Origin of the sequence: Metabacillus idriensis, from assembly GCF_050483325.1 — a bacterium.
Classification (GTDB): domain Bacteria; phylum Bacillota; class Bacilli; order Bacillales; family Bacillaceae; genus Bacillus_P; species Bacillus_P idriensis_A.
Map to the genome: position 1 here is coordinate 17,183 of NZ_JBCMYF010000031.1, position 26,926 is coordinate 44,108.

At 42.5% G+C, this 26,926-nt stretch carries 20 protein-coding genes and 2 pseudogenes; 8 read left to right on the forward strand and 14 right to left on the reverse strand.

The features are described 5' to 3' along the window. Window positions 1-15: 15 nt before the first annotated feature. The 8 genes from ABEQ24_RS17420 to ABEQ24_RS17455 all read right to left on the reverse strand — a co-directional run bounded on the left by ABEQ24_RS17420 (window position 16) and on the right by ABEQ24_RS17455 (window position 8,877). Window positions 16-1,263: a CehA/McbA family metallohydrolase gene (locus ABEQ24_RS17420; protein WP_430007978.1), complete on the reverse strand. Its 1,248-nt coding sequence runs from the start codon at window positions 1,261-1,263 to the stop codon at window positions 16-18. Then, entirely contained in the window at window positions 1,260-2,114 is an 855-nt protein-coding gene (locus tag ABEQ24_RS17425; protein ID WP_070875339.1) for a carbohydrate ABC transporter permease, read from the reverse strand. Before ABEQ24_RS17425 ends, ABEQ24_RS17420 begins: the two co-directional genes overlap by 4 nt. A 5-nt stretch (window positions 2,115-2,119) precedes the next feature. Next, window positions 2,120-3,040: a carbohydrate ABC transporter permease gene (locus ABEQ24_RS17430; protein ID WP_430007979.1), complete on the reverse strand. Its 921-nt coding sequence runs from the start codon at window positions 3,038-3,040 to the stop codon at window positions 2,120-2,122. Window positions 3,041-3,114: 74 nt separating this feature from the next. Then, window positions 3,115-4,431, reverse strand: coding sequence for an extracellular solute-binding protein (locus tag ABEQ24_RS17435; RefSeq protein WP_430007980.1), 1,317 nt, complete (start codon window positions 4,429-4,431; stop codon window positions 3,115-3,117). A 104-nt stretch (window positions 4,432-4,535) separates the two neighbouring features. Beyond that, window positions 4,536-5,561: a LacI family DNA-binding transcriptional regulator gene (locus ABEQ24_RS17440; protein WP_430007981.1), complete on the reverse strand. Its 1,026-nt coding sequence runs from the start codon at window positions 5,559-5,561 to the stop codon at window positions 4,536-4,538. Between the two features lie 253 nt (window positions 5,562-5,814). Next, a complete protein-coding gene (gene manA / locus ABEQ24_RS17445) occupies window positions 5,815-6,765 on the reverse strand; it encodes a mannose-6-phosphate isomerase, class I (protein WP_430007982.1) in 951 nt (316 codons plus the stop codon). A gap of 64 nt (window positions 6,766-6,829) precedes the next feature. Beyond that, window positions 6,830-7,900: a BtaManbiosPhlase gene (locus tag ABEQ24_RS17450; RefSeq protein WP_430007983.1), complete on the reverse strand. Its 1,071-nt coding sequence runs from the start codon at window positions 7,898-7,900 to the stop codon at window positions 6,830-6,832. Window positions 7,901-7,929: 29 nt separating this feature from the next. Then, window positions 7,930-8,877 (reverse strand): MTP-1 family protein, encoded by a 948-nt coding sequence (locus tag ABEQ24_RS17455; protein ID WP_430007984.1) that lies wholly within the window; start codon window positions 8,875-8,877, stop codon window positions 7,930-7,932. Window positions 8,878-9,102: 225 nt separating this feature from the next. Here ABEQ24_RS17455 and ABEQ24_RS17460 point away from each other — a divergent pair, with 225 nt between their 5' ends. From ABEQ24_RS17460 to ABEQ24_RS17490, 7 genes and pseudogenes are all read left to right on the forward strand, one after another. Next, the gene (locus ABEQ24_RS17460; RefSeq protein WP_430007985.1) at window positions 9,103-10,362 is read left to right on the forward strand and encodes an ABC transporter substrate-binding protein; all 1,260 of its coding nucleotides are present in this window, start codon (window positions 9,103-9,105) and stop codon (window positions 10,360-10,362) included. 60 nt (window positions 10,363-10,422) lie between these two features. Continuing rightward, window positions 10,423-11,361 carry a carbohydrate ABC transporter permease gene (locus ABEQ24_RS17465; protein WP_430007986.1) on the forward strand — a complete coding sequence of 313 codons (939 nt, stop codon included), beginning with the start codon at window positions 10,423-10,425 and terminating at the stop codon, window positions 11,359-11,361. A 22-nt stretch (window positions 11,362-11,383) separates the two neighbouring features. Next, the gene (locus tag ABEQ24_RS17470; protein ID WP_430007987.1) at window positions 11,384-12,229 is read left to right on the forward strand and encodes a carbohydrate ABC transporter permease; all 846 of its coding nucleotides are present in this window, start codon (window positions 11,384-11,386) and stop codon (window positions 12,227-12,229) included. Window positions 12,230-12,241: 12 nt separating this feature from the next. Beyond that, on the forward strand, window positions 12,242-12,925 hold the full coding sequence (locus tag ABEQ24_RS17475) for a DUF624 domain-containing protein (RefSeq protein ID WP_430007988.1): 684 nt from the start codon (window positions 12,242-12,244) through the stop codon (window positions 12,923-12,925). 31 nt (window positions 12,926-12,956) lie between these two features. Further along, window positions 12,957-13,976 carry a LacI family DNA-binding transcriptional regulator gene (locus tag ABEQ24_RS17480; RefSeq protein WP_430007989.1) on the forward strand — a complete coding sequence of 340 codons (1,020 nt, stop codon included), beginning with the start codon at window positions 12,957-12,959 and terminating at the stop codon, window positions 13,974-13,976. A gap of 347 nt (window positions 13,977-14,323) precedes the next feature. After that, window positions 14,324-14,413 (forward strand): annotated as a pseudogene (locus ABEQ24_RS17485) (hypothetical protein); the annotation flags it as partial. Beyond that, entirely contained in the window at window positions 14,413-14,850 is a 438-nt protein-coding gene (locus tag ABEQ24_RS17490) for an SMI1/KNR4 family protein (RefSeq protein WP_430007990.1), read from the forward strand. The pseudogene ABEQ24_RS17485 and the gene ABEQ24_RS17490, both read left to right, overlap by 1 nt. A gap of 307 nt (window positions 14,851-15,157) precedes the next feature. Here ABEQ24_RS17490 and ABEQ24_RS17495 read toward each other — a convergent pair whose 3' ends face one another. From ABEQ24_RS17495 to ABEQ24_RS17515, 5 genes are read right to left on the reverse strand one after another with little or no spacing between them, the layout of a single operon-like run. Further along, window positions 15,158-15,949, reverse strand: coding sequence for a hypothetical protein (locus ABEQ24_RS17495; RefSeq protein WP_430007991.1), 792 nt, complete (start codon window positions 15,947-15,949; stop codon window positions 15,158-15,160). A gap of 22 nt (window positions 15,950-15,971) precedes the next feature. Next, window positions 15,972-16,361 (reverse strand): hypothetical protein, encoded by a 390-nt coding sequence (locus ABEQ24_RS17500; RefSeq protein WP_430007992.1) that lies wholly within the window; start codon window positions 16,359-16,361, stop codon window positions 15,972-15,974. Then, window positions 16,339-18,135 carry a dynamin family protein gene (locus ABEQ24_RS17505; RefSeq protein WP_430007993.1) on the reverse strand — a complete coding sequence of 599 codons (1,797 nt, stop codon included), beginning with the start codon at window positions 18,133-18,135 and terminating at the stop codon, window positions 16,339-16,341. The genes ABEQ24_RS17500 and ABEQ24_RS17505 overlap by 23 nt, the downstream gene beginning before the upstream one ends. After that, window positions 18,132-20,033, reverse strand: coding sequence for a dynamin family protein (locus ABEQ24_RS17510; protein WP_430007994.1), 1,902 nt, complete (start codon window positions 20,031-20,033; stop codon window positions 18,132-18,134). Before ABEQ24_RS17510 ends, ABEQ24_RS17505 begins: the two co-directional genes overlap by 4 nt. 3 nt (window positions 20,034-20,036) lie before the next feature. Next, entirely contained in the window at window positions 20,037-23,258 is a 3,222-nt protein-coding gene (locus ABEQ24_RS17515; protein ID WP_430007995.1) for a dynamin family protein, read from the reverse strand. A 205-nt stretch (window positions 23,259-23,463) separates the two neighbouring features. Here ABEQ24_RS17515 and ABEQ24_RS17520 point away from each other — a divergent pair. Then, window positions 23,464-23,619: pseudogene (locus ABEQ24_RS17520) on the forward strand (YrhA family protein); the annotation flags it as partial. A 462-nt stretch (window positions 23,620-24,081) separates the two neighbouring features. Here ABEQ24_RS17520 and ABEQ24_RS17525 read toward each other — a convergent pair. Then, window positions 24,082-26,814, reverse strand: coding sequence for a cell wall-binding repeat-containing protein (locus ABEQ24_RS17525; RefSeq protein WP_430007996.1), 2,733 nt, complete (start codon window positions 26,812-26,814; stop codon window positions 24,082-24,084). Between the last annotated feature and the right edge of the window lie 112 nt (window positions 26,815-26,926).

Consider the following 26,926-nt stretch of genomic DNA (forward strand, 5'->3'; position numbering starts at 1 on the left):
TTAGTTCCTGGGTTCTCATGAAAAATAGATTGGATTGCTGATCACAATCGGAGTGTCCGTTTCCTCATCCCATAATTCAGCCCGTACATATAAACTGCTGCCTGCAATCTCAAAATCTTTTGAAAACGCTTCTGGACCTTTATGAACTTCAGATACAGTCCCTCGTTCCGTAATGATTTTTAAATGCCCTTCGGCACTTTCCGGAATAACAATTTTTATCATTTCCCTGTCATGCTTTCTTTTCAAAGCACCGCCCATTAGCGCCTCTTCGGCTTGCAGTTGAATCCAAGGGGCATGTGGACGGCCGGCAATGCACACTTGGCCAGCGGTTAAAGAGGCTAATAGCTTTCTTGGAGTATGCATATCCGAATAAATCCATGTTGTGGGGGTTCCATATTTAATCGTTTCATGAAGGCGATGAGTATCACTTCCGCCTATCGCAACAATTCTTTTCCCCTGCTGCAGCTGCAGATCCCACCATGTTAAAGCAGCTTGATTCTGGCTGCTCCAGGGTCCATTCCAGATCTCTGCTATTTTCACATCAAAATGCTCAAGGCCCCATTCCCAGGAGCAAAATGAACAGTGCGGATGGTTGATGGAAACAACGGCCCCATTTGCTGTTCCTTCATCCATCTTGTCTTGAACATCTTCCTTCGTTGCACAGCGAAAATCGGAAAAGGGCTTTTTCACGCCATAAAAGTTGCAATGTCCGCGGTTGGTCGTCAGTTCAACTCCCGGAATGACAGCCAGATCTTCAACAAGCGGATACTGATCGTTTTGACTAAACGTGTTATGATCCGTTAACGCAGCAAAATCTAAATCAGCATGCCTCGCATTTTCAATCACTTCTGCTACAGTAAAGGCACCATCACTATGATCAGAATGCAGGTGCAGATCCCCTTTGAACCATCTCATTTCACTTGTCAAAAGCGTAACTTGAACGTCGACCTCACACGATTCAGGGACACGGTAAGCATTCAAGATGACCCCCCACTCGCCTGAAGGAAGCTCACCTAACGTGTAGCCTGGCGTGGCACGGTCTTCACGGACAAAAATGTCCTTGCGTGCACCGCCGCTCCACCCCTTAAAACCATTGGAATCTTCCAGTCCCAAATCAATTATATTTTTATCAGGCTGACTGAAAGACAGCTCTACCTTTATTTCTTCAATATCATCTGGTACAGAGAACGGTAAAGTAATGTACTCGCCCTGCTGCCTGTGATGGATCACCTTAGACAAGGGAATTTGCTGAACACGGCTCACGATTCTTTTCCTCCCGAACCCAGTCCCCCTAAACCTTGCTCAAATAGAGGCTGAAGAATAAAGTACAAGATAATCATCGGCAAGGCCGCAGTTGTTGCACCTGTCATGATTAATGGCCAATCGATGTTATATTGGCCCTGGAATGCTTTTAGAGCAATCTGTATCGTATACATTTCCTGCGACCTCGCGATTGTCAATGGCCATAAATACTCGTTCCAGTGACTCAGGAAGCTGAAGATTGCCACTAATGCGATTGCCGGTTTGTTTAAAGGCATGATGACCTTCCAATAAATTTGAAATTTAGAGCAGCCGTCAATGGTTGCCTGCTCATCCAACTCTCTGGGGATAGCAAGGAAGTTTTGTCTCATCAGGAAGATCGCAAAGCCTGTGACTGCAAATGGAAGAATGAGTCCCACATAGGAATCAAGCCATCCATCCGGACCTGCAAACGGTACATTTTTCATCATGAAAAAGAGCGGAACAACCATTAATCCAGAAGGAATCATCATCGTCGCAAGGACTAAGAGGAAAAGCTTATCTCTTCCCGGAAACGTCAGTCTGGCAAAGGCAAACGCCGCCAATGACGCTAAAAATACGTTAATGATTGTAGAGATTGCTGATACGATAAAACTGTTTAAGAATGCTCTCGGCAAATTCGTTTCCTGCCAGATTCTCAAGAAGTTTTCCCAATGAAATTCTGTCGGCAAAATTTTAGGCGGCCAAACCATCACATCTCCCTGAGACTTGACGGCCGTCATCAGCATCCAAATATATGGACCTAAAAACACGAATAAGACAAACGACAGCAGAAAATACAGGATGAAGTTTTTCAGGATTTTTGACTTTTTCATCATTTTTAGTCCTTTCCGGAAGATAGCTTTAATTGAAGCCAGGTCACTGCAAGCAAGAATGGGAAAAGTACAAGAGATAATGCAGCCCCGTAGCCAACATAGTTAAATTCAAACGACTGCTGCCAGATATGTTTAATGACAACCATCGTGCTGTCCATCGGTCCGCCGTTTGTCAGGATGTCAACAACCGCAACAACCTGGAATGAGCCAATAACAGACATAACCATCGTGTAAACTAAGATATGGGTGATCGATGGCAGTGTAATATGTATAAACTGTTTCCAGGAATTTGCCCCGTCAATCCTTGCTGCTTCATATAAAGATTGCGGCACTGCCTGAAGGGCTGCCAAGAAAATCGGAATATTATAAGCTGTGCCTCTCCATGCCCCAATCAGAATCAGAATGATCATCGCTGTAGTCGGCTGCAAAAGCCAAGCCGGCGGTGCTTCAACCCCTGCGAGCTTCAGCAAATAGTTAAGGATGCCCAAGTTATTATCAAACACCCACAAAAAGATCATCGCTGTAATTACTTCAGATGTGATCGTCGGCAGAAAATAAAACACTTTAAAAAAACGCAAGCCTTTAAGCTTTCTGTTAAGAAGCACAGCAACAGCAATCGCGCCGCTAAGGCCTAAGAACATGGAGCCTGCTGTATAGACGATTGTATTGCCGAGACTTTTAATGAAGAGCTTATCTTGAAGCATCTGAGAAAAGTTCTTTAAGCCAGTAAACTCGGCGGGATTCGGCAGGCTATAATCATGAAAGCTCAGCCAGATTAAATAGAGTATAGGTGCTATGGAGAAGATAAATAAGAAACTAAGAGCAGGTAAAACAAAAAGATAAGACCCGATATAATCTTTCAATTTATGAAACTCTTTTTTCGTTTTTAATTGTGTATTCATTTGCGTGGCCATTTCTGTTTTCAATATGTTCACTCCCTTTAAAGGGAAAGGGCATGTCTGCACATACCCTTTCAAAATCAACTATTCTATTCCTCTGCCTATTTAGCTGAATTCACAGCTTTTTCAGCAATTGCCTGTGCTTCGTCCAGTGTTTTTTGCGGTTCAGCTCCGTCAAATACGGCACGCAAAGCTTTACCCCATGCATCATTCGCTTCTGGATACGCTTCCAATTTATAAGGTACAGCATCCTGCAGCGTCTCTACATATGGCTTCAGTAACGGATCACTGTACATTTCATCTTCATACAAGTGTGTTTTCACCGGATGGCGGCCTTGCTCTTTCGCTAACCGAATTCCGTACTTGTCTGAAACAAACCATTTCATCAGCTCAAAGGAAGCGACTTTGTCTTTTGATCCCTTTGGAACAAACAAGCTTCCTCCGCCTAATACAGAACCTTTTTCATCCCCAGGAAGCTTCGCCGTTGCTAAATCTTTATACGCATCAGGAAATTCATTTTTGATTCTGGCAATATCCCAAGGTCCCGAAATGAAGGACACCGCTCTTCCTGTACCAAACATCGCGACAGGATGATCTGTTTGGCGCTGCTGAGGCGGCGGAACAGGAGATGATTTATCCACTGTCGCTAAGCCTGTATATTTCGCCATCGTTTCAACAATCTTTGGATCATTAAGATTTGCTGTCACCTTGTCTCCATCAAACTTCAGCGTGTTCGTTCCTGCTGCAATGACATTTCCAAAGAAACTCCATCCGCTGGCACTCGTCACGATTCCATATCTGGATCCATCTTTTTCCGTTAATTTCTTTGATACATCTACTAACTCATCTAGCGTTTTTGGAGCTTCTGTAATGCCGTTTTCTTCAAAAACCTTCTTGTTATACAAGTAGATTGTTGTATTTACATCAATTGGCATCCCGTATTTAACACCTTCCCAGGTTGTATCTTCAATACCGCCCGGAACAAACTTATCCTCTTCGCCCCACTCTTCCCACAGATCATCTACCGGTTCAGCAAGACCCTGTGCACCCATTGCAAAGGCATGGGCATGGGCCATATCAGGAACCGCTCCGCTGGAAACGGCAAGTTTTACTTTATTGCTCATATCTCCCCATTCAATCCCAACCGTTTTGATCGAAATGTTTGGATATACTTCTTTAAATTCCTTTATCGCATCTTGAATCGGAGCTGTATTGGCATAGTCAGCTGCAAGCCAAATTTCCAAATCCGTTTTCCCTAATTCTCCAACCTTTTCATTAAACTCCGGCAAGCCTTCTGCCGTTAAATCACGATCCGGCGCCTTTACAGGTTCCGTCTTCTCGCCCGAGCTACCCGTGCTCGATTGACAGCCTGATAAAACAAGCAAAACAGCAAGTACTAAAAATAGCCATTTCTTCATCATAATCCCCCTGTTAATCGTGGTTAACCAAATGTAAGCACTTACAATTACGTATGTAGAATCTTGATAGATTCCAGGTCTCTCCCCCTTTCATGATTCATCCATTACACTTCTTGATGTTTCATATCTTGACAAGAATCGCGAATGACCAGACTGGCAGGGATCGTTCTGATTCTTGGTACAAGCTGATTGTTCAGCATATTGATCAGGACATCAGCCGCTTCTTCCCCCAATTTTTCAGGAAACAGCTCGACACTCGTTAAATTTGGAGTCGTCTCAAGAGCCAGAGTTTCATTATTGCTCAAGGCAATTAAGGAAACATCTCCAGGGATGTCCACTTCCATTTCCCTCGCGGCTCTCATTACACCAAGAGCAACACGGTCTGAGTCCGCAATGACCGCTGTATACTTCTTCTCTTTTATCTTTTCTAAAAAAGAGGCATATCCATATTCAGATGCGTTTGAAAAAGTCGTTTGATCATAATAAACAACATTCCCCTCATCAAACGCCATATTGTAATTATCATAGGCCCGCATCAGCCCGGCTTTTCTGTCCTCTGCTACCGTCATATGATAGGAGGCATTTAAAAACAAAATGCCGCGATGGCCATTGCCGATTAAATACTCCCCGACCTCTTTCGCCATTTCAATGTTGTTATTATCAACACACTTAATATCCATGTCTGTTCTGTCCGGCCGTCCGATCAGGACAAACGGCATGTTGGAATCCCTGTATTGCGCAATGCGCGAATCTTCTTCACGGGGGTTTAATAGGATTACTCCGTCAACGGGATCCCTTGAAAAGTTCGACTGTTCATCCCCTTCATAGATCCGGTCCAATAGAACCCGGTATCCGCTTTCCGAAGACTTTTTCACTACCCCGTTAATCACTTTCGTTTCAAAACTGCTTAACTCATAATCTTTGACAGTCGGCATTTTTAGACCGATAATCATCGTCTTTTTAATAGCCAGACTTCTCGCCATGTGATTTGGAACATAATTCAATTCCTTCGCAACCCGAATCACACGGTTTGTCACATCCTCACTAATCGGACGCTTTTTGCTGAATACATTCGAAACTGTACTTTTAGATACGCCAGCCTGCTTTGCTACATCGCCTATTGTGACCATTTGATCTCCTCTTCCACATTTCGTCGAACCGGTTTCATTGAGAGTAAAAAAATAATGAAATATAAAAGAAGTATTTCACGAATGATTGAAGATACTATTAAAATATATTTCTATATATGTAAAATATACCTCTAGTTGCATCGAACCGGTTTCATGAATCTGACTTCATTATAGTAAATAGTTTTAATTCAGTCAATATTCAGATTAATAAAAATTAGAGAAAGGATTCCGATGACGGAACCCTTGTTCTTTCTCATATATGCGAAACGATCAAATCGCATTGACCGCTAATCGAAAAATCTCCCGTCTCAGCAGGCAAAATAAAATGGGTCCCTTTTGGAACCGGATAGCTTTCACCTTCGTGAACAAGCGCACCTTCCCCCTCAATCACGCTGCAAATCAGAAAAGGCTGATCCTGCGTAAATGACGCTTGTCCATTCACTTCCCACTTATAGACAGTAAAATACTGTTCTTCCACAAAAGTCGTAATCGTTACATCTTTCATCTTTGCAACAGCCGGATGATTCTGGCCATCAACGTGAGGTACAGTACTCACATCAATCGCTTTCTCAAGATGCAGTTCCCGCTTGTTCCCCTTATCATCTGTACGGTCATAATCATATACTCGATACGTTGTATCGGAGCTCTGCTGTGTTTCAAGCACTAATGTACCCTCACATAAAGCGTGAATCGTTCCGCTTGGCACATAGAAGAAATCACCAGGCTTAATCTTCACCCGGCGCAGCAGTGAATTCCAATCCCCGCTGTTCACCATTTTAACCAGATCTTCTTTAGAAGCAGCATAATGACCGTAAATCATGTCTGCTCCCTCTTTGCAGTCGATGATGTACCAGCATTCTGTTTTGCCGAGTTCACCATTCTCATGCGCATTCGCGTATTCATCATTTGGATGAACTTGAACGGACAGGTCATTGTTGGCATCCAGAATCTTTGTAAGCAGCGGAAATGTGTTTCCTTCCACTCCGCCAAACAGTTCCCGTTTCTCACCCCATAACTGACCTAGCGTTTTTCCGGCATATTTTCCGGCAGAAACCACACTCTGGCCATTTGGATGGGCAGAAACCGCCCAGCATTCGCCTGCGGTTTCAGTTGGAATCTCGTAGCCGAATTGTTCTCTTAATGAAGTGCCTCCCCAGATGCGGTCTTGGAAGAGAGGGGTTACTATAATTGGTGCATGGCTCAAATGAATACACATCCTCATTTGTTATTTTCGAAAAAAATATGAGTCCAGCTTTACAAGAGAGGACTTAACGATTCAGCGATAACATTGAAATCGCACTCAGCACTTCGTCTACCTGCAGTTCCGCACAGGCCATAGAAGTGTCAGCCACTCCGTAATACATCTTAATTACATTCCCTTCAACGACTGCCCCGCAAGAGAAAACAACATTGCCGAAAAACCCTTCAATCTCATAGTCCGCTTCAGGTGCAAGGATCGGCTCTTCAGATCTCCCGATAACCTTTGCGGGATCTTCCAAGTCCAATAAGACTGCCCCCATACAGTAACGGTCTTCTTTTGATGCACCATGATAAAGGATCAGCCATCCTTCATCTGTTTTGATCGGTACGGCTCCTCCGCCGATTCTGCCGTTATCCCATTTTCCTTCTCTTAAACCAAAGAGATACTGATGATTTCCCCAATGAATCAGGTTTTCAGATTCAGCGATCCAAACCTCAGGGAAGCCTATGCTTTTTGGGACAGGGCGATGCAATGCGTAATACTTTCCATTGATTTTCTCTGGAAAAATCGCCACATCTTTATTTTCAGGTGCAAAAATCATGCCGTGATGTTCGGTTGAGACAAAATCTTTCGTAGAAACCATAGACTCGCCTGCACCATATGGCGAAACCGCTGTGAAATAGATGTAATATGTGCCATCAATCTCAGTAATGCGCGGGTCTTCGATGCCAAACGACTCGAGCTTATCCGAGGGATAAACAAACGGCTTATCATCAATCGTAAAATGGCGCCCATCTTTGCTTCTAGCAATTCTCAGATAGGACAGGGAAGTTAAATATTCAAACTGCGCCTGTCCCGCGCGGCGAATAACACGAGCGTCTGAAAAATCATACTTTGGATCGTCTAAGTGAAAGTCAAGAATTTCTAAATCACTTGTTTCAGGATGAATGACAGGTGCCTTCACGATGTTTCTGTCCGCACTTATCGGTCGTTCCGCAACTCTAAGCAGCATGATCGTTTCATCTTGAAATGTCGTCACTCCTGCATTAAACGCACCGATCACTTCAAAGCCATCATGAAAAGGCGTCACGTCATCAGGAGCGATCAGCGGATTTTGTTCATAGCGGTATACATTCATTTTTTTCTCTCCCCGTTCTTGAAATCAATTCACAAAGCTTCAAATGGCAAAAAAGGATCTGCAATCGTCACTTTTTGAGCTTCAGCATCGCTGATACCCGCGTATAGTTCTGCTTTTCCATCACCTTGTCTAACTAGCCCGCCGCTAAAAACAACGTCAACTAAATCAGAACGTTTCGCTTCTCCGGGCAGGAAATTCTCTCTCATGGCGATCAGCTGAATATCCGAATACTCCCCGTTCTCAGGGTTTATCACAAAGATCATCGGATAATAGTGGCGGTCTCCAGCATCGTCGAAGCTTGCGATATGACCAAGAACACCGATCAGCCCATTTGAAAGCAGGTGCGCTTCATTGGCGCCGCCCCATTCTTCATCCGTAAATTGCCCTTCAAGGAGCGGCACACTCTCTATAAAATCAATCGTTAATTCATCCAATTTTGCCACTTTAGCAAATCCGATTTTCCCTCTTCCGCCTTTATCTCCCTGAGGACGAGTGAACACTCCGACAGTGCCGTCCTTCAGTTCAACTAAACGAATGTCCTTCATTCCATCCGGTCCTACCGCAAACTCTTTAAGACCCGCAATATTTTCCCCTTTGTAAAATACTGTTCTCCAGCCTAAAGCATCTTTCATGACTGGATGAGGAAAAATCTGCACTCCGCCAAGCACAAGTTCTCCGCCAATCCTTGTAAAGAACGGGTCCTGCAATTGAAAAACCGGTGAATCCGGCTGAACAATCCACTTGCCATTCTGTTCAATAAAAAATTGAACCTGTGAATGCTCACTGTCCCTCGCCTCTACACGGCCGGCAATAACGAGCTGACCAACATCTTCAAAAGGAGCCGTTATATTGTAGACATCCTGATCTCCAACTCCTGAAAAATGAATCTTCTCTGGATTTTCAGCCTTTCTATTAAACTTGTATTCTTCTACAAGCTGTTTACATGTTTTCACATCGTTTTTCACTAAATGATTCATCTCGTTCCCTCTCTTCCGTTTTTTTGTAACGTTACAAGATAGTTAGTTAAGTTATTCCAAATATACAAGAATACATTCAACATTACAAGCGCTTTCATGATTTCTTATTTTAGGTTGACACTACTTAACAAACGTGAAATAATCATTACAAATATAATTTTGTAACGTTATATTTTAAATTTATCACTAAAATGATAGCGCTAACAACACAAAGGGGGATTTGAAATGAAACAAGGCTTTTTCAAAAAAATTGCTGCCATATCAGCAGCTGCCGCTTTATCAATCGGCCTGATCGGCTGTTCAAGTGAAGCCGGGTCAGAAAAAACAAAAGATGGCAAAGTAGAACTTAAAGTGGGCACCTGGGCTGGAGCAGCAGAGCTTCAGGAATTTCAGGAAGTTGTAGATAAGGTAAACAAAGAGTCCGAGAATTATAAATTAACCATCCAAAGCATCCCTGCAGATTACTATAAGAAAATACAAACAATGGCTTCAGCCAAACAAGCGCCTGACTTATTCTGGCTGTCACAAGAGTACATTCCGATGTATGCTGATCTGGGTGTAATCGCTCCTATAGATGAAGCGACAAAAGAAGTAGACCTTGCTGATTATTACGAAGGCGCCTTAAACATCGGCAAATTTGACGATAAACTATACGGCCTGCCTTGGATTAACCAGCCGGTAATGCTTTATTACAATAAAAAAATGTTTGAAGAAAACGGTGTTGCTCTTCCTGACGGCAGCTGGACATGGGATGACTTCGAAAAAGCCGCTTCAGCGTTAACAAAAGATACAAATAAGGATGGCAAGAACGATCAATTCGGAACAGTCATTGACGGCTGGCCAAACGTGGCGAACTGGATCTGGACATACGGCGGAGAAACCATTACACAAGATGGCGAAGTGAAAATTGACTCTCCTGAATCGATTGAAGGCATTAAAATGATGGATAAGCTGATCAATGAAAGCAAAGTAACACCAAACAAAACGCAGGCTCAAAACACCGGCGGTCCTGAAATGTTCAAAACAGGCAAAGTGGCGATGTTCTTTGGCGGTGCAGGAGACGATCTGGAAAAACAAGTCGGCGAGCAATTTGAAGTCGGCATGACTCAAATGCCTATGGGAACTGAAAATGTAACATCCAGCTGGATTGCACATACGGTTATGTCCAGTGCCGCAAAAGATAAAGAAGCAGCTGCAGAAGCATTAGTTGATCTAACAAGCGCAGTCCATGATTGGAAGATACTCCCCCCAGTAAAATCAAAGATTGATAATGTACCAAACATTCGTCCCGAGAAAGAGTATGCATTAGAAGAAATGAAAAAAGGCTCTGAAATTTCACGAGGATTCAATAACCAGCCAAAGCAAAATGAAATTGATAATGCGATTTGGCTCCAATTATACGAACCTATTCTATTAAATAAAAAAGATCCAGAGCAGGCAGCTAAAGATGCTGCTGCAGAATTAAGAAAAATTTTAGGACAATAAAAAGAACGGACCCTCAGACTGGATTCATCAGTTGGGGGTCCATTCTTAAAAGAGGTTGATATGATGAAAAACTTCCTTGGCAAATATGAAGGCTACTTGTTTATTTCTCCTTGGATATTAGGCTTTCTTATCTTCACAGCCTTTCCGATCGGATTCGCCTTCTACATTGGATTTACAGATTGGAATTCGTTTACGGCACCAAGCTTCATTGGCTTTGATAACTATATTGCCTTATTTCACGACCCAAATTTCATTAACTCATTAAAAGTAACGACTGTGTTTGCCGCCTTTGCCATCCCGCTTGGCATCGTCTCTTCTCTGACGATAGCAGCCGTTGTAAACATTAAAGTAAAAGGAGTCTATCTATTCAGGACAGCCCTTTATATGCCGGCCATTGTCTCCGGTGTCTCCATCGCCTTGCTTTGGCGCTGGATCCTGGATCCTGAGTATGGATTAATTAATCTTCTTCTCTCATACATCGGCATTTCCGGACCGAATTGGCTTGGGGATCCAAGCTGGGTGCTCCCTTCTTATATTATGATGGCCATTTGGGGTGCCGGCGGAGGAATGCTTACCTATCTAGCAGGGCTTCAGGATATCCCTGCGAGTCTTTATGAATCGGCTGATATCGATGGCGCAAACTGGATTCATAAATTCAGGCATATTACGATTCCAATGTTAAGTCCGGTTATCTTCTACAACTTGGTCATGGGCATCATCGGTTCCTTCAAAAAATTCAATGATGCTTACATTATTGGCGGTGCAGGCAACCAAGGACAATTCTTCATGGTGTATCTCTATGAAAATGCGTTCAACTACTACAAAATGGGCTATGCAACGGCTATGGCGTGGGTCCTGTTCGTGATTATCCTCGTATTGACCATTCTTGTATTCAAATCATCATCCGTCTGGGTCTTCTATCAGGGGGAAGTCCAAGAGGGCTCTAAAAAGAAAAAACGCAAATTTCGCTCAACGAAGAAACCAAACGTTGATGCTTAATGAAAGATGCAGGTGAGAACTAATGAACTTATCGATTCCTCAAAGAAAAAAAATACAGCATACATTTGTTTACACATTCCTGATCCTTACGTCAATTGCAACCATTCTCCCTCTCCTCTGGATGATTTCAACATCGTTAAAATCAGGTGATGTCGTCTTCCAGATTCCGCCTCAGTGGTTCCCGGAAACCCTGCAGTGGGAGAATTACAAACGTGCGGTAACAGATATCCCTTTCTTCTTATATTTAAAGAACACAGTCATTATCACCGGGTTCAGAATGTTTGCAGAAGTATTTGTATCCGCTTTTGTAGCATATGGCTTTGCCCGCTTTAACTTCCCGGGGAAAAACATATGGTTTTTCATCTTGCTTTCAACCATCATGCTGCCCGGGGAAATAACCATGATCCCTGTGTTTATCATGTTCAGTAAAATTGGCTGGATTGATACATTTTATCCGTTAATTGCACCCGCATTTCTAGGCGGCCAGGCAGTCTTCATTTTCTTGCTGCGTCAATTTTTCTCATCCATTCCAAAAGAATTGGAAGAATCAGCCGTAATCGACGGCGCCAGCCGCTTCCAGATTTTCTATAAAATCTTTCTGCCGTTATCAAAGCCGGCATTAATCACCATTGCGCTCTTCTCTTTCCAAGGCTCATGGAATGATCTGTTAGGCCCGCTCATGTATCTGAACAGCTCGGATAAGTTTACGCTGCAGCTTGGACTTGCCATGTTCAACGGCATGACAAAAGTCGAATGGGGACCATTAATGGCGGCTTCCGTATTAGTCTTAGTGCCAACAATCATCATCTTCTTCTCGCTGCAGAAGTACTTTGTTGAAGGCATATCTGTCACAGGAATCAAAGGTTAAGGGGTTTTATAAATGATTAAACAACTAAACCAAACCGGCTTCTTTTATAAATGGATGCAATATGGGTACTGGTTTCTAGTAAGCAATCTTTACTTTTCAATCGCTCTGCTACCGGCTCTGGTCATCCTGATGATAGAATGGGATACTAAGAACATATTATTATGGGTTCTTCTCTATGGAACACTGCTGCCAGTCGGCCCATTTGCAGCAGCGCTGTTCGGAACCATGGGCAAGCTGATGAGAGAGGGCTGCCTATCCGTAACAAGTGATTTTTTCCGTTTAGTAAAGGAGAACTTCAAATCATCCTTTATCCTATGGAGCTTCCAGCTGTTCATAAGTCTGGTTATTACAGCCGATCTCATCTTATTGAGCGGAGCAAGCGAACTCTTCATCTCAGCTTTATACGTTCTATTCATCATGAATATCATCATGATGTTTTATCTGTACCCATTGCTGTCACGCTTTTGCATCAGCAGACTGGAAGCCGTGAGAACGTCAATCGGCCTTACTTTTTTAAAACTGAAAAACACCCTTTTCATTATGAGCGCTCTGGCAATCTGGGGAGCAAGTATCTATTTCTTCCAAATATACGCCATTACATTACTAATCAGCCCATTCTTCTATGTCATCATGCGGATTCATAAAAAGATGTTTGAAGAGATAGAGGGAAAACTACTAGAAAAAGAGAAAAGATAATTAAAGAAATTGTCGATTTGTAGGTGTTAGAATGAAAAAAATTACTATGCAGGACATTGCGGATCAACTGAAGATCTCGAAAAACTCCGTCTCACAGGCACTGACCGGCAAGCCGGGAGTAAGTGAGGAAACAAGACTATTAGTTCAAAAAACCGCAGAAGAGCTTGGATACGCCTATCCAAGCGGAAGAAAAAACGGAAACAGCGGGCAGACAGGCACAATCGCCCTCCTCGCTTCCGTACGGGCATTTTCGTTCAAAAGCTTTTTCGGTGAAATCTATCTCAGCATTGAAAAAGAATTAAAATCAAGAGGCATGAACCTTCTCATTCTCTCCGTGGACAACGAAGAGAAAGAAACCTTGAAGCTGCCTGAGGTGATAGAAGATCGTGCGGTTGATGGAATCCTAATCCTTTCCCATCTCACCACAGACTATATTAACAAAGTTCTGGATACAGGCATTCCAACCGTAATGATCGATCACCACGATCCGCTCAACCATGCAGATGCCATCCTGACTAATAACCGTTTCGGCGGATACGAACTAGTCAAGCATCTCATTGACCTTGGCCACAGAGAAATTGGGTTCATCGGCAACATCGATTACTCCCCAAGCTACCAGGAACGCTGGGAAGGCTATCAACTGGCACTAAGAAGACACGGAATCGAACCAGACAAACAATGGATGTACCTTCAGGCTGACGAAGACGAAGTGAACATCCACACCTTCCTATCAAACCTTGACCAAAAACCAACCGCCTGGTTTTGCGTCAACGACGGCCTTGGCTTTCTCACCATGTCAACCTTGCAGCGCTTAGGATATACTGTGCCAGATCTAGTATCCGTAGGCTGTTTTGACAACGGGCAGTTATCCAGGATTGCCAATCCAAAGATCACAACTATGGACATTGATCTCAACCTGTTTGGGAAAAAAGCTGTGGAGCAGCTGTTTTGGCGGATGGATAATAAGGAAGAGCCGTTTCTGGAGACTTTGCTGCCTGCGCGGCTGGTGAAGAGGGAATCTGTGGCGGAAGTTTCTGATGATAGAAAGTAAGCACTGAAAGTTGAGAATACGCATTAATAAACATACGAACATAAGCAGCACAAGCCACCCCCATGGTTTGTGCTATTAATGTTTGTTCTATAAATGGATATCAACTTCCATTCCTATTTAAATGTTCTAGAAAGGGAAATTAAAGCCGATTGTCCTATTCAGCCATCCTACTATCTGCCTTATACTATAAAATATGGAAAATATAGTAATCAACTTCAACTCCCGTAATTGCTGAATCAGATTCATAGCCTATTGCTTTTTAAGTCCACTAATTCAATTGAACATATGAGACACGAGTGTACTTTTCAATGAAATAAGAATCAGGACAAAGCAACGTCCTCAAAAGGAGGCCTGCAAAATTCCCAAATGAGCACCAAGCTGGTATTCACGGAGCAGGTTCACCAGCCAACAAACTATTTAAAGGAGGTAAAAAGTAATGAACTATGAATTTATTAAGACAAATCAGGAAAACACTTTTTATCCAGTAACTGAAAACGAAATAGAAGCGGCTGAGAAGGAACTTAATTTAACGTTTCCTAAGGAGTTAATTAATTTTTATATTGAGGTCGGCTACGGATTTATTAAAGGATCAGAGTTTAATATTAATCGTATTATGGATCCTTATTCAGTAAGGGATTTTAGGTTAAGAGTTAATGATTTTGAGTTTTATCCCGACATAGATATATATGAAGAATTTGAAAACGACAAACTTATATTCTTTGAAGGCAGTGAATCAGCTTTAATGTCAATAGAATTAAATAAAAGTAATAGGAGTCCAGTTTACTATTACGATATCCAAATTGCGTCTTCTCTTGAAGAATTTTTAAGAAAAATAGAAGAAAATGATAAATATTATTTGGAATTACTACCTTAAGATCAACCATAATACTCAAACCTTGATTGGTTTTACACCTTTCGAGGTTTTTTAAATTCAATATATCTTATTTGGGAAGCATGGTGACGGTTCTCCCCGCTTCCTTCCAGCTCAAGCCTCAAATATTCTGAGAATTCTCAAATATATTTGCAGCCGGTCTTTGGATAATCCACAGATCGCTTAACCTTCCACTCTATACACACAAAAAGATGTCGTATTTCTCTTTTGGAGTAATATTCGACACCTTTTTGTGAATTGCCGGTTTTTTCTGAAGCGTAAGAACCGTTCCGCTGCTTAGATAAGCCTGCTAATCTCTTGAGCTAATTGTAAAGCTATCATGATAATCAGAAGCAGCGAGAATATGGATCCGCACTTCTTTGAACAGGGAGTTGTCGTTTGAATAGCTGGCTTTATCTAATTTTTTTATGGCTTGCTCAATTTCATCCAGATACCCAAAGTAAAACTGATAGACTTCTTCTTGGTCTTCCGGTATGGAAATAGCAGTACGGTAATACTCAATATCAGCCAGTAACCTGGATGACAGCTCTTGTACACTTTGTTGATAACCCAGTCTGTTCAATTTTTCTGATCCGTCATTAACGTTTCCCCATAATTCAATTAGCTCCAGAAATTCAGCTGTAATCTTTCTTTCATAGTTAAATCTGACTTCAAAATCATCATTAGTACTGGATGAGTCAGTCTCTGCTGTTGAAGCAGCTTCATCTGTCCTTACGCCCTCTGCAATTTCAAGCTCTTGTTTATATGAGTTGATTTTGTCTGTTAACGTTTCACTGTCAATTCCAATTTCCTCAATTTCACTCAATGAGTGATAAAAAGCTGCTTCCTTGCCGCTGTCTTTTTCAACCGCTTTAAAATCCTTTTGTAATTCTTTTACTAGCATGTTTGAAACCGCTTGATTTAATTTTTCTTTTTGTGCTTCCGACTTATCTTCACTGGCATCCTCATAGGTTTGTTTAGCTGTAAAATAATCGTTATTATTTATAGCTTCCTGCATTTTCTCCGCAGTGTCATTATCGCTGCAACCCGTTAATACCAGTACAAAACCCACTATCATAGCGATTACCACTGTATTTCTCATTAGAAAAAACACCCCCTGTCCTTTAACCCCCGTTCAAATTATTCCACTTCACCCCATCCGGATTGGACCTTATGTATCCGCCGCCTGATTCAGCTGTCAAATTGACGGAGGTATTGCCGTCACGATCTCTAAAGTAACCTTCCACGTAGGTTCCATCCTGTCTGAAGTAACCCTTTACCAGATGAGGCTCTACGGTATGGAAGTGAAAAGGATCATATGACATTTTAAAAGCCTGTTTTAGTGGATCTTCGTGCTGAAAGAAATCCTGAATGTTTACTAGATTTGAAACAGTGTATCCAACAAAAGCCGGTCCTTCACTCCCTACCAGCAGGGAAGTGTTTTGAGACTGTGAAAAATCAGCATCAAACAGTTCGGATAAAGGTGCCGGATCACCGGTTAGAAATTCGTTCATGGTATCCTCCTACGGTTTCTTTTGAGTTAGTCAGCATGCTAGAAAGATCATCGATTGCCTGAAGCTCTGCATCTGTATGTTCTTTACTTTGCGTGCTGTCGTTCAGTTTCTTTTCCATCATGTACGTCATGGCATAGATTTCTTTCTGAAAAGCAGCAAGGGACTGGGTCACGCATTGATCGATGGCTTCCACAACTTTTTCGGACAGGTATGTGTATAAGTCCTGTACAAGAGCAGAAAGGTAGGCATCCATCTGAAGCTTCAGTTCGGGTTTCAGCTGCTGAAGTTTATTTTCGTTAAGAGTCTTCTGTAAAAACGGCAGGCCGGCCATTCCGATCACGGGAATGAGAAAACCTCCTCCAAGGGCAAGAGCAAAGGCACTGGCTCCGCCAATCATCAGTCCCGCTTTTACATTTGAATTTCCGCCCTCAGGAACTGATAAGTCATTCATTTGGCGGTATGTAAAACGATCGGCCTGATAGGATTCAATTTTGACAGACTTTGAAAAGGATCGGCTCAATCCTGCTGCCACCTCAGCTTCAAGCTTATGAAGAAGGTGGTGAATGTATTCTCCGTATTCTTCAAGCCACCTGTTCACTTGTGATTTGATATGAAGCAAGAGCTGCGAATGGACGAATGTATGGAGGTCTCCCCCTTGAAAATAATGAATACGGTCTTCAGCATCTTCTTTTATGCGGTTCTCGAAATGGGCAAGCGATTTTCGGATGAGAAAGAGAATTTCTCCCTCCCGCTCGTGAATGTATGACGTCAGATGCGCATCCCTGTTCTCAGCCTGATTCAGCCACTGCTGTACAGCGAAAAGCTGTTCCTGAGCCTCATCCGCTGTTTTGGAAGCAATTTCCCGTTCCATATCCAGCCTGTTCTGAAGGATATTCAGTTCATATTCAAAACGGGCCTTGTATCTGAGATTCTTTTCCTCTTCCCTGCCAGGAGACGAAAGAATGGCATGTATAACCTCATCCACTTCTTTCATGCCCGAGGATTCATAGAGCTCCTCATCCTGGTGGAGCTTTGCATCAAGACCCTCAAGAGAAGAGATTGGAATAATCACTGGAGAGTTATCGCCGGTGACCGATGTCAGCCTTCTGGAAAGGTAGGTCATGGTTTCTTCCAGCTCTTCTTCCTCCAGGCGGTCAATAAAGTTAGTAAGATAGACCACTTTTCCACTGCCGTACTTCATCACATGCTCTTTAATAAAGATCTGCTCGGTCTGCTTTAACGGATCGGTTGCAGAAAACATAAAAAAGATAATATCTGCCTTAGGAATAAACTGGTGCGTGATTTCAGCCCGGTGCTCGTTCAGGTCATTCACACCTGGAGTATCAATCAGCACCACCCTGTTTTTAAGGATGTTTACCGGGATTTCTGCTTTAAGATAGCTAATCTCATCCTCCTGAGAATGAGATCCTGCAGAAAACTGCTGCAGGGCTGAAACGTCGAGAGTACCTGTTTCTGTCTGTCCGTTTCTTTTCACAACATGGAGCTTCCGGTTTTCTCCCCACATTAAAACATGCAGGGCCGCAGTTGTCGGAGTTACGTCAACCGGAAGCAGATGTTCACCGAGCAAAGCGTTAATAAACGTCGATTTCCCGTTTTTAAACTCTCCGACAACTACAATCGAATTGTATGCTTCCAGGATATCTTTTCTTAGCGTTTGAAGACCCGTCAAAGCATGCTTCCAGCGGTCTTCACCTGGATTGAAAGCATCAAGGATGTTCTGAATTTCCTGAAGGATCTTTTCCTTGGCCGTCATCTGAGAGCACCAGCCTTTTCTTTTAATGAGAAGCCCTCTCTATGATGCTGCAGATCAGTCATTATGGACTGCAGCCTTGTTTCCATTTCATTTATCTGCTGTAACCGCTCCAGAATGTCATCTTCCTTCATATCCGAATTTTTAATAACCGTTTCCAGATGAGCTTGTTTTTTTGCAATTTCAGAAGCGATGGACTGCTTATAGGTTTTGATGACGGCTGAAGCGGTATCTTTCCACTCCGCCTTGCATCTTGCCGTTTTTTCTGCCTGATTGATCGTAAACCGCTGATCAATCTGCCGTTTCAATTTTCCTTTTCGATCATCAAAGGCTCCAAACAGCCAGGCAACCCCTGCAGCCAGACCTGTAGCAATAAGACCTACTCCGGCAAGAATCGATCCTGCAAGGCTTTTACTGGTAAAAACAGCATCTCCCAATTCCTCTGCCGCCTCTGCCAAAAATCCTGAAAACGTCTGCTGCAGGACAAATCCTTCACTTTGTTCTTTCACCTGTATGAGGTCAGTGAATCCTTTGTTCACGTCCGTCCAATCCTTTTCAAGCTCAAGACTGATTAAAGCTGAAGCAGAAGCAATGGCTTCTTTCATTCTCTTTTGCCTTCCAAGGTGGATGGCTTTTTCCATTGGAGCAATGGCTGCTTCAATAAGGCCTGATAGCTGCGAAACAGATAAATGACTGTTCTCATCAAACGTTTGATGTGCAGCACGTGACAGATCTTTTAACTGGCCGCGGTACCAGTCCATCATCCCTGCTTCCTGTTTTTGCAGCTCAATCTCAAGCTTTGCCAATGCACCTTTTGTTTTTTTGCCGAGAGATTGGATTTGTTGCTCAAGCTGCTTCCCGCGTTCTTTCAGTTCATCAATATTCTGGTAAAAGCTTATCTTGTCCACCTTTAGTTTTGCAAGCTGCTCTTTAATGATGCGCTCTGCCCTTGCAACCGGCTTTGACAGCTTCACTGCACCCCGTTCATACTGAAGGAAGTCTGCCAAATGCGATTCGAATTCGGGCACCCCTGTCTCTTCAAGCGGCCAGACCCTTACCGGCCTTCTCCTTGCAGTCAGGACCTCCCCGCCAGCCTGTCTCCTTGCATTTAATGCCTGTTTGGCTGCAATCAGGTGTATTTTCGGATGACCAAGAACTTCTCTCAAATGCTCTTCTGCGTACTTTACTACTTTTTGACGGTCTTCCTCAGTCCGCAGTTCGTCTTTAAAATTAATGACGATAAAGACTTTTTGAATGTCACTTGCGAGCAGGCGGTCTTTCAAAAAACTCATCTCAGAAGAGGAGAGAATTTTCGTTGCAGAAAGGATAAAAACAGCCGCATCCGACTGCGGAATAATTCGGTTGGTTACTTCCTCTCTTGCCGCATCAAGATCATTTGTCCCCGGTGTATCAATAATTTCCACACCATCTTTGCAAAAAGGGACCGGATAGCCAATCTCCGCGTAGGCAATTGCCTGAATTTGCTCCGCCTGTTCTTTAAATTCCTTTTCTGACCTTTCATCCCCAAAGATAGGTTCCAATGGGGCCGTGAGCTCTTTAAACCGTTCTTCTGATATGGTTTCCGTTTTCTTTTTCCCATGGTAGTTCAGCTTAATCTCAGGTTCTTCACTGTAAGCGACCTTATTTAAAATGGCAGTTGTCGGTTTAACACTTGACGGAAGAATGATTTTCCCAAGAAGCGCATTGATAAAAGTCGACTTCCCTCTCGAGAATTCACCTACTACGACGATCTGGAACTTATCGTCCGCTGTCTGGCGTGCAAGTTCATCTAGTTTAAGAGATAAATCCTGCTGCCGGTCTTCCATGAGTACACTTTTCAACTCTATAAGAGTTAAAAGGACATCTTTTTTCATTTTGGTGTAGTGGCTGATTTCAAACATGATTTACATCTCTCCATCTTCTATCACTTTGTCCTGGATTACTTCAGATGAAAAAATGTCATTCAGAAGAATTTCCCCGTCCGGTGTCACTTTCATCAAATAGGATGATTCAAATTCAACGAAACGGACAATTCCGTCGATTTGTATGTAGTTCAGCTGTCTTGTTACATCTACTCTGTAAAAATCTTGGTCCACCGGAGTGACATTATGAGGAACATAGGTGACAAGCTCCATCGTTTCCACACTCTCTTTCAGCGTCTGCATCCTGCTTTCTGCTTCTATCACAGCTTTGCCTTCCCCATCGTACAGCGAACGGACATAAGAAAAGTCATTCAAGTTATATGCATCAATGTAGGATTTCTGAAATTTGGTTATTGCTGACTGCACATCCTCTGGTTTAACGAGCAGGTTATAAGCCGGCTCTTTCACGACAGCTTGAGTCGTGTTCGTTTGCGAGGCATGATAGATTAGCAATTCTCCAAGACTTCCTTCGGATAATCCCACTGTGTACTCCCGTTCATCTTTTACACTGATTTCTTCTTTATTCTGAGAATTAACAAGAATAAATTCTTCAGAAGTGTTTACTTTGTACTGATTTTCAGTTACCTTTTCGAAGCTCACTATGTCTGCTGTTACAAATGAAAGAATATACCCTTCAAGCCCATCTGCAAAAGAGTGGGGAGCAATGGAAGCATCCATGCTCAAGTATTTAGAAGTTGAATCAGCATTTGTGTTGTATTCCATTTCAGCATCTTCCAAATAGTAGCTGAAAAAAGACTCCAAATCAGATTGTGTTACCTTAATCAATGACTCTTCAGTTGTGTCCACAATCTCATATGAAAAAGAAACAATCGAGAGCTGTCCGTATTCATCCAGGTTCATGCTGTATGTGGCTTCTACTTCGTAAACCGTTTTTGTGAATGCATTGCTGAACGTTTGATTCTCCTGAATGACTGCCACAAGAGTGTCCGGGTCTGACCGGTCTACAGAAATCAGGTCGTAATCAAGGTTCTCGAGACTTTTTCCATCTCCTGCGCCTGAAACATACTCCCGATACGACTCTAGTTCGGTCTCCGAACCGAATCGTTCAGAATCCAATCCGGAGGGGCCGTTTGACAGAACCATTTCCTGGAGACTTCCGATAAGTTCCTCAATCTGTCCGTCTTCTATCTGCTGCCATCCTGTATTTTCTTCTATTGGCTCCTCAACAGCAAGCATCTCTTCTGCCTCTGCATTCTCTTCAAAATCATTTTCATTGTATTCCTCATAAACTCCCTGCACGTCCGGTTCCTGAGCATCCACGATGGCCCCTATGAGCGGAATGAGCAGCAAAGCTCCAACAAAAAGCTTTTCATTATGAGAACGGCGGTGCGCTTTATGTTCCTTTACAAGGTCAAAAGGAAGATTTTCTGGTTCAGCGGTTTTGCCGAAGAGAGGATTACCCAGAAATGCAAAGGTTGTCAGCCTTTTTTCTGCCAAAGCTATGTTTGAATCAGCATTTATTGTTTTCACATAAGCATAGGCTTGTTCAAAACGGCTAAAATCGATGGAAGTGCCGCTTGAAAGATAATCATCCCGTCTTAAAACAAACCAGCCGGCACCTTCTCCAATTTCATCCGCAATGTCCAAAACATCTTCCAGGAAATCAGTCAGAGCACAGAGTTGATACACATGTTCGTAACGTACGTCTTTTGTCGCAGCTTTCATTCCAAGATAGAGATGATTTCTTTTTTTCAGATACCGATTAATATTCTCAGCCTGATCATTCCTGAGATCCCGTACACGATGCTGGAGTGACTGCAGAAAAGACGAGTTCAACTTTTCCAAGTCCATTTTTCCCTTCTCCACCTTCAGCTTCATTTCCCGCAAATCCCCTAGCTGCCTTTCATACTCTTGTGTTTTCTCCTGCATGGCAGACATCTTTTTCCCTTTAAAGAATCTGGACTGCTTAACGTGGTTCCAATGATCTGTTAACTCTTCTTTCATGCTGGAAACATCAGCAAATTCCCCCGTATACTGCCCAGCAAGCTCCTTCTGAGAAATAATAGCTGACCTTAAAGAATTCCACTTTCCCATGACATTTTTGATAACGGAGTCCGTTCCTTTAATCTCTGTATAAACGGATGCAAAGTGCTCCATCTCTCTGTCCATCTGATCAAGGTTTACAATCTTTCCCTTCCCGTTAAAAAGGCTGTTTGCCACTGACAACTGTTCCATCCAGATTGTGAGATTGGCTTGTTCTTTATCAAGCTTCCTTAAATCCTTTGCGATTTTTACTATTTCAACTACAGACCGCTCAATTCCGGCAGACTGATACTTTTTTAGATTCGCCGTAAGAACTTTAGCAATTTCACCAAATGCTTCCGTAATCCGGCCAAGCAGTTTGGCTTTCTTTACGTCATCTCTCCCTTTCGTTTGACCTAAGACAGATTGTAATTCTCCCCAATTACTCAGCTCAAGGAGGTCTCTGTCTCCGGTCACCTGCCCTTCAAGCGCTTCCAAGGCAGAGAGACCAATGACTTTATCAAGTACTCCCTGAAGACGCCTTGTTTTAATGTACTCAAGATATTGATCAAGATTGTCTGTTTCATCGTCCAGCTGATCAATTCCGTTCACAATTCCAACAGGTTTAATGCCCTTAGAAATCAGCTGCTGGATCGACTCCATTTCACTCGACAGCCCAACATTCTTGTACCAAAATACCCAAAAAGCCTCATCCGCCATGTCCATAAACATCTCAGTAGCCGCTGTATGGTGATCATGTCCTGAGTTCAAACCCGGAGAATCGACGAGACTCATCGTTTTTAAAAGAGGATGGTTTACCTTTAACTCCAGATAGTAAAGCGATTCCCTTAGTTTCTGCTGCTCTTTTCTCTCAGAAGACAGTTGTTCAAGCTGGGAAGATTGCATCACCTTCTTTGAACCGTCTTTAAAATGGGCAACCAGTTCCCTCCGGCTTCCGTACTTCAACTTCGTTACAACCGCAGTTGCCGGTATAACGTCTGAAGTCAAAATCTTTTCCCCTAACAATGCATTTATAAATGTAGATTTACCTGCATTGAATTCCCCGAAAATCATGACAACCGGCGGCTCCTGCAAGTCATCTATAATTTTCTCTATTTTTCCCGAAGTCTTACGTAAATCCTCTTTATCTTTCAGTAATCTATGAATTTTTTCAAGTGACGCAAGAACAGGTTCTTTCAAATCTTCCAATGATGTTATCATTTCGCAAACCTTCCTGATATTGTAATAGTTCTATTTTAATAAAATTGTTAGGAATAAGGAACTATTATTAAGAAAAAATACTTTAATAAACAAATAGACCTAATGCGAAAAGTGGATTTGCTGGGTAATTTTGAAGGGACATTGAGGGGAGAAAAGGTAGTTATTAAAGATGTAACAACCCAAAAGATAGTTAATAACAAGAGAGCTCCTGCAGAAGTATATACAATTTTTAAAGAAAGCGAATGGATTGGATTTCAATGGCTTAGTTATTTATGGAGTTAATAAAAATCAAGTAGCAGAAGAGATTTATGAATTGATTGAAACAAATGAAATCTGGTATGAGAATGAATGGAAAAAACAGTAAGTCTTTTTTGGAGATTCAAGATTTTAATTTAATGCTGGAAGATGCGCTAAAATTAAGCTTAGAATAGAAGGTAGCAGTGTGAAGGTTCTCACGCTTCCTTCCTTAAACACCAGATTCGGAGAAATCCCCAATATCCTTGCAGCCTGCCTTAATCAGCCGTTTAATATAATCTTTCTTAACTCTTTACTTATTTGTCTCCATTCAAATTCTTTTTATAAAAATCGGGAGTTTGACTGCTCCACTTTGCTGTTATTTAATACCTCTCCTCCACATTCCTCGTCCTTTAAATTTAGAAACCCTGCATTTATTCGTTTAAGTTTTATCATGGACACTCATCGTGTAAGATTTTATGTTTTTCAAATGAACAGTTCATTACTTCTGTATATCACCAAAAGATTATATGAATAGCATATAAAAGACGCACCTGCCCAAAGCAGCTGCGCCTTGCCTAAAGATCTCTCAGTTCATTAGTTCTACTAATTGATCCAATATGGCAGCATCAATTCCTCCGCCAATTTGATGGACCTTTGCTGTTTGAACGCCTTCAATGGCACTGATTTGGGTATGATGCAGTCCAGTGTCTGATACCAGCAGAACTGGGACATTCCATTTTGCGGCTAAAGGGCCTGCTGCCAGGGCATCGACAAGCTTGTCGGTATTTGAATGTGCCGCCATAATCGTTGGCAAATCTGTTTGTTTGTAAAAAGCATTTATGACTTTTGCGTTAGTTTCTTGACGATTGGAGCCGCTTAAACGATTGTTCAGCACATCTTTGTCTGTGATTTCATTCACTTCTTTCATGATTTCCGCGCTGACGACACTTGTTCCTCCGATAAAGTATGCGTTTTGCAGGCGTTCTTCTTGCAGCCATTTATAGATATTTGCGGGTACTTCTGTTTTCTTTGTTAAAATGATGGGCTGCTTTGTTTGTCCTGCTTGAGCGGCGACGGAAAGGGCATCTGGTTCACCAAAACCGTATGCGAAATAAGCGGTGTGGACATCTGACAGTTTGTCCAGCTCCTGGGCGATGATAAGAGAAGTGTCATAGCGATTTTTGCCTCCGATACGGACAACATTCAGCCCTTTTGACACTAAATCTTTCTCTACATTAAGAGAAATAACCCCCGTTCCCCCAATGATCACAATCTTTTTTGCTTTCAGCCGTTTGATTTCCTCTATCGTTGATGCCGGTATGGAATCTTTCGCTGCCAGCAGTACGGGAGCCGAATGAACTGAAGCCAGCGGTGTCGCAGTTAATCCGTCTGCAATTGCCCATCCATTTACTAAAAAGACCGTGTTTGACGTTTCCCACCCGGCATTTGAAATTTTGACCGCTGTATCATAGCGGTTACTGCCTATCAGTTTTTCTGTCAGCGGCATTTGATCAGCTACCTGGATAGTGATGGCTGCACTCTTGTTGCCTGCTGCATCAGTGGCCGATAGTTCAATGGTGCTGCCGGCAGTCTGCTTATTGATTGCAATCTGAAATTGTCCGCTAGCATTGGCAACAGATCGTCCAATCTCTTTTCCTGCTGTTTTTGCAATGATTGTTGCACTTTTTTCAGCAGTTCCCGTTATCCGATTATCAAGATCCGTCAAGCTGTTCACTGCAGGCGCAGCAGGTGCTGTTGCATCCGTTACTGTTACTCTGACTGCCGGACTTTCATTGCCTTCATCATCTGTTGCTGTTACCAGAATCACAGTTCCTGCGGCCTGTTTTGGTATTTGTACCGAATACCGCCCCTGTGCGTCTGCTCCTGCTTTACCTAAGACGGCAGTGCCTTTCTTTACTGTAATGAGAGTACCTGCCTCAGCCGTTCCTGTCACAGATGCCGATTTATCCGTAATGGCATTTACTTTCGGGACATCAGGCGGAACTTGATCAGAATAACGATCCAGGTCTATCTTTCCGAGATAATCATCAAAACGATCCGCTTCATTTTCAATCTGAATTCCACTGAAGGATGTCTTGGCATACCCTTCTTTTTTAATCACGAGTTCATATTCACCAAGCGGGAATCCTGTATAATCGTATTCTCCTATTGAATTGGTAGAAAGTGTTCGATACAGCGAATTTCCTGTTGGGGTCACACGGTGAAATTCAACTGCAGCCCCGGACAGCGGTTTGTTTGTTTCTGCATCCGCTACAACCCCGTAAGCACGGTCCTCTATTAAATCAAAAAATCCTGTTTTGTGAGAAATGGAATAGGAATTGCCATATAAATCTTTGATACCTGTCACATCGACTGTAAACTCTTCCCCATCTTTTATGTAGTCAAGTTGCGGCCTGAAGATGAGTGTATTTAGTTTTCCCGCTCCATTACCGATTTTCAGGCGATCGCTGCTATAAGGAAATTCCCACTTTTTATTGTCCGATTTCCGCGTTAACGTTACCTTTAACTGCTCAAGATCCCCAAGTAGTGTGTGCAAATTTTGATCAATTCCGATGGACCAGGCATAATCAGCTTTAAAATACTCCTTTGGATAATCGCCGTTTGATGGATAGGCAAAATAGTCAAAAGGGGAATAGGAAGCTGCCGGAAGTCTGTAGCCAAACACATTCATGTCGGAATATCCCGCTTGCTGATTCTCATCAGCGGCTAATCCGAAACCCACTGCAGAAACGTACGGAGAAAGAATCCACATTCTGTGACCGGCTGACTCAACATTGAAATCTTCCATATACTTATCAACCGTATGAGAAAGCATATTTATCGCTGGATTCCAGCTCAGCATAGCAAGGTTACTTGTAGACGAAGAAAATGCAGCATTGCTATAAAAACTGCTGGGCATATCAGCCGGCTTCGGCGGACTGTGACTAATATAGCCATTCTTGGCAGACAAAACAGCCCCGTGCTGGGCAAGATTATTTAACACTTGATCATCTGCAAGATTCATAGGAAGACCTGACATATAACGGTAGAAATTAGCTGTTCTTATCCCTTGCTCTATGTACTGCCCGTTTAAAACGCCTGCTTTATACGGAGCAATGATTGAAGGTTTTTCTTCATAAGGAGTTGAATCAGAGTACCTGACTTTGTCTAACTCTTCCCATTTCTGAATTACCTCCGTTTTAGATGGAGTCTTGGGAGGAGATAGGGTTTCAGCTGCCTGAACTGTAATCACAGGTAAAACCATTGCACCCAGCAATATCGTTCCTAGCGCACGATACATTTTTTTACTATTAAACATTCAATCTTTCACACTCCAATTTCATTCATAGTTGGCTTAACTAAGAGTAATTATAGCATTAAATTTACAGTTAAATAGTTCTTTAGTTACATTATTTTAGAACTACTTGATT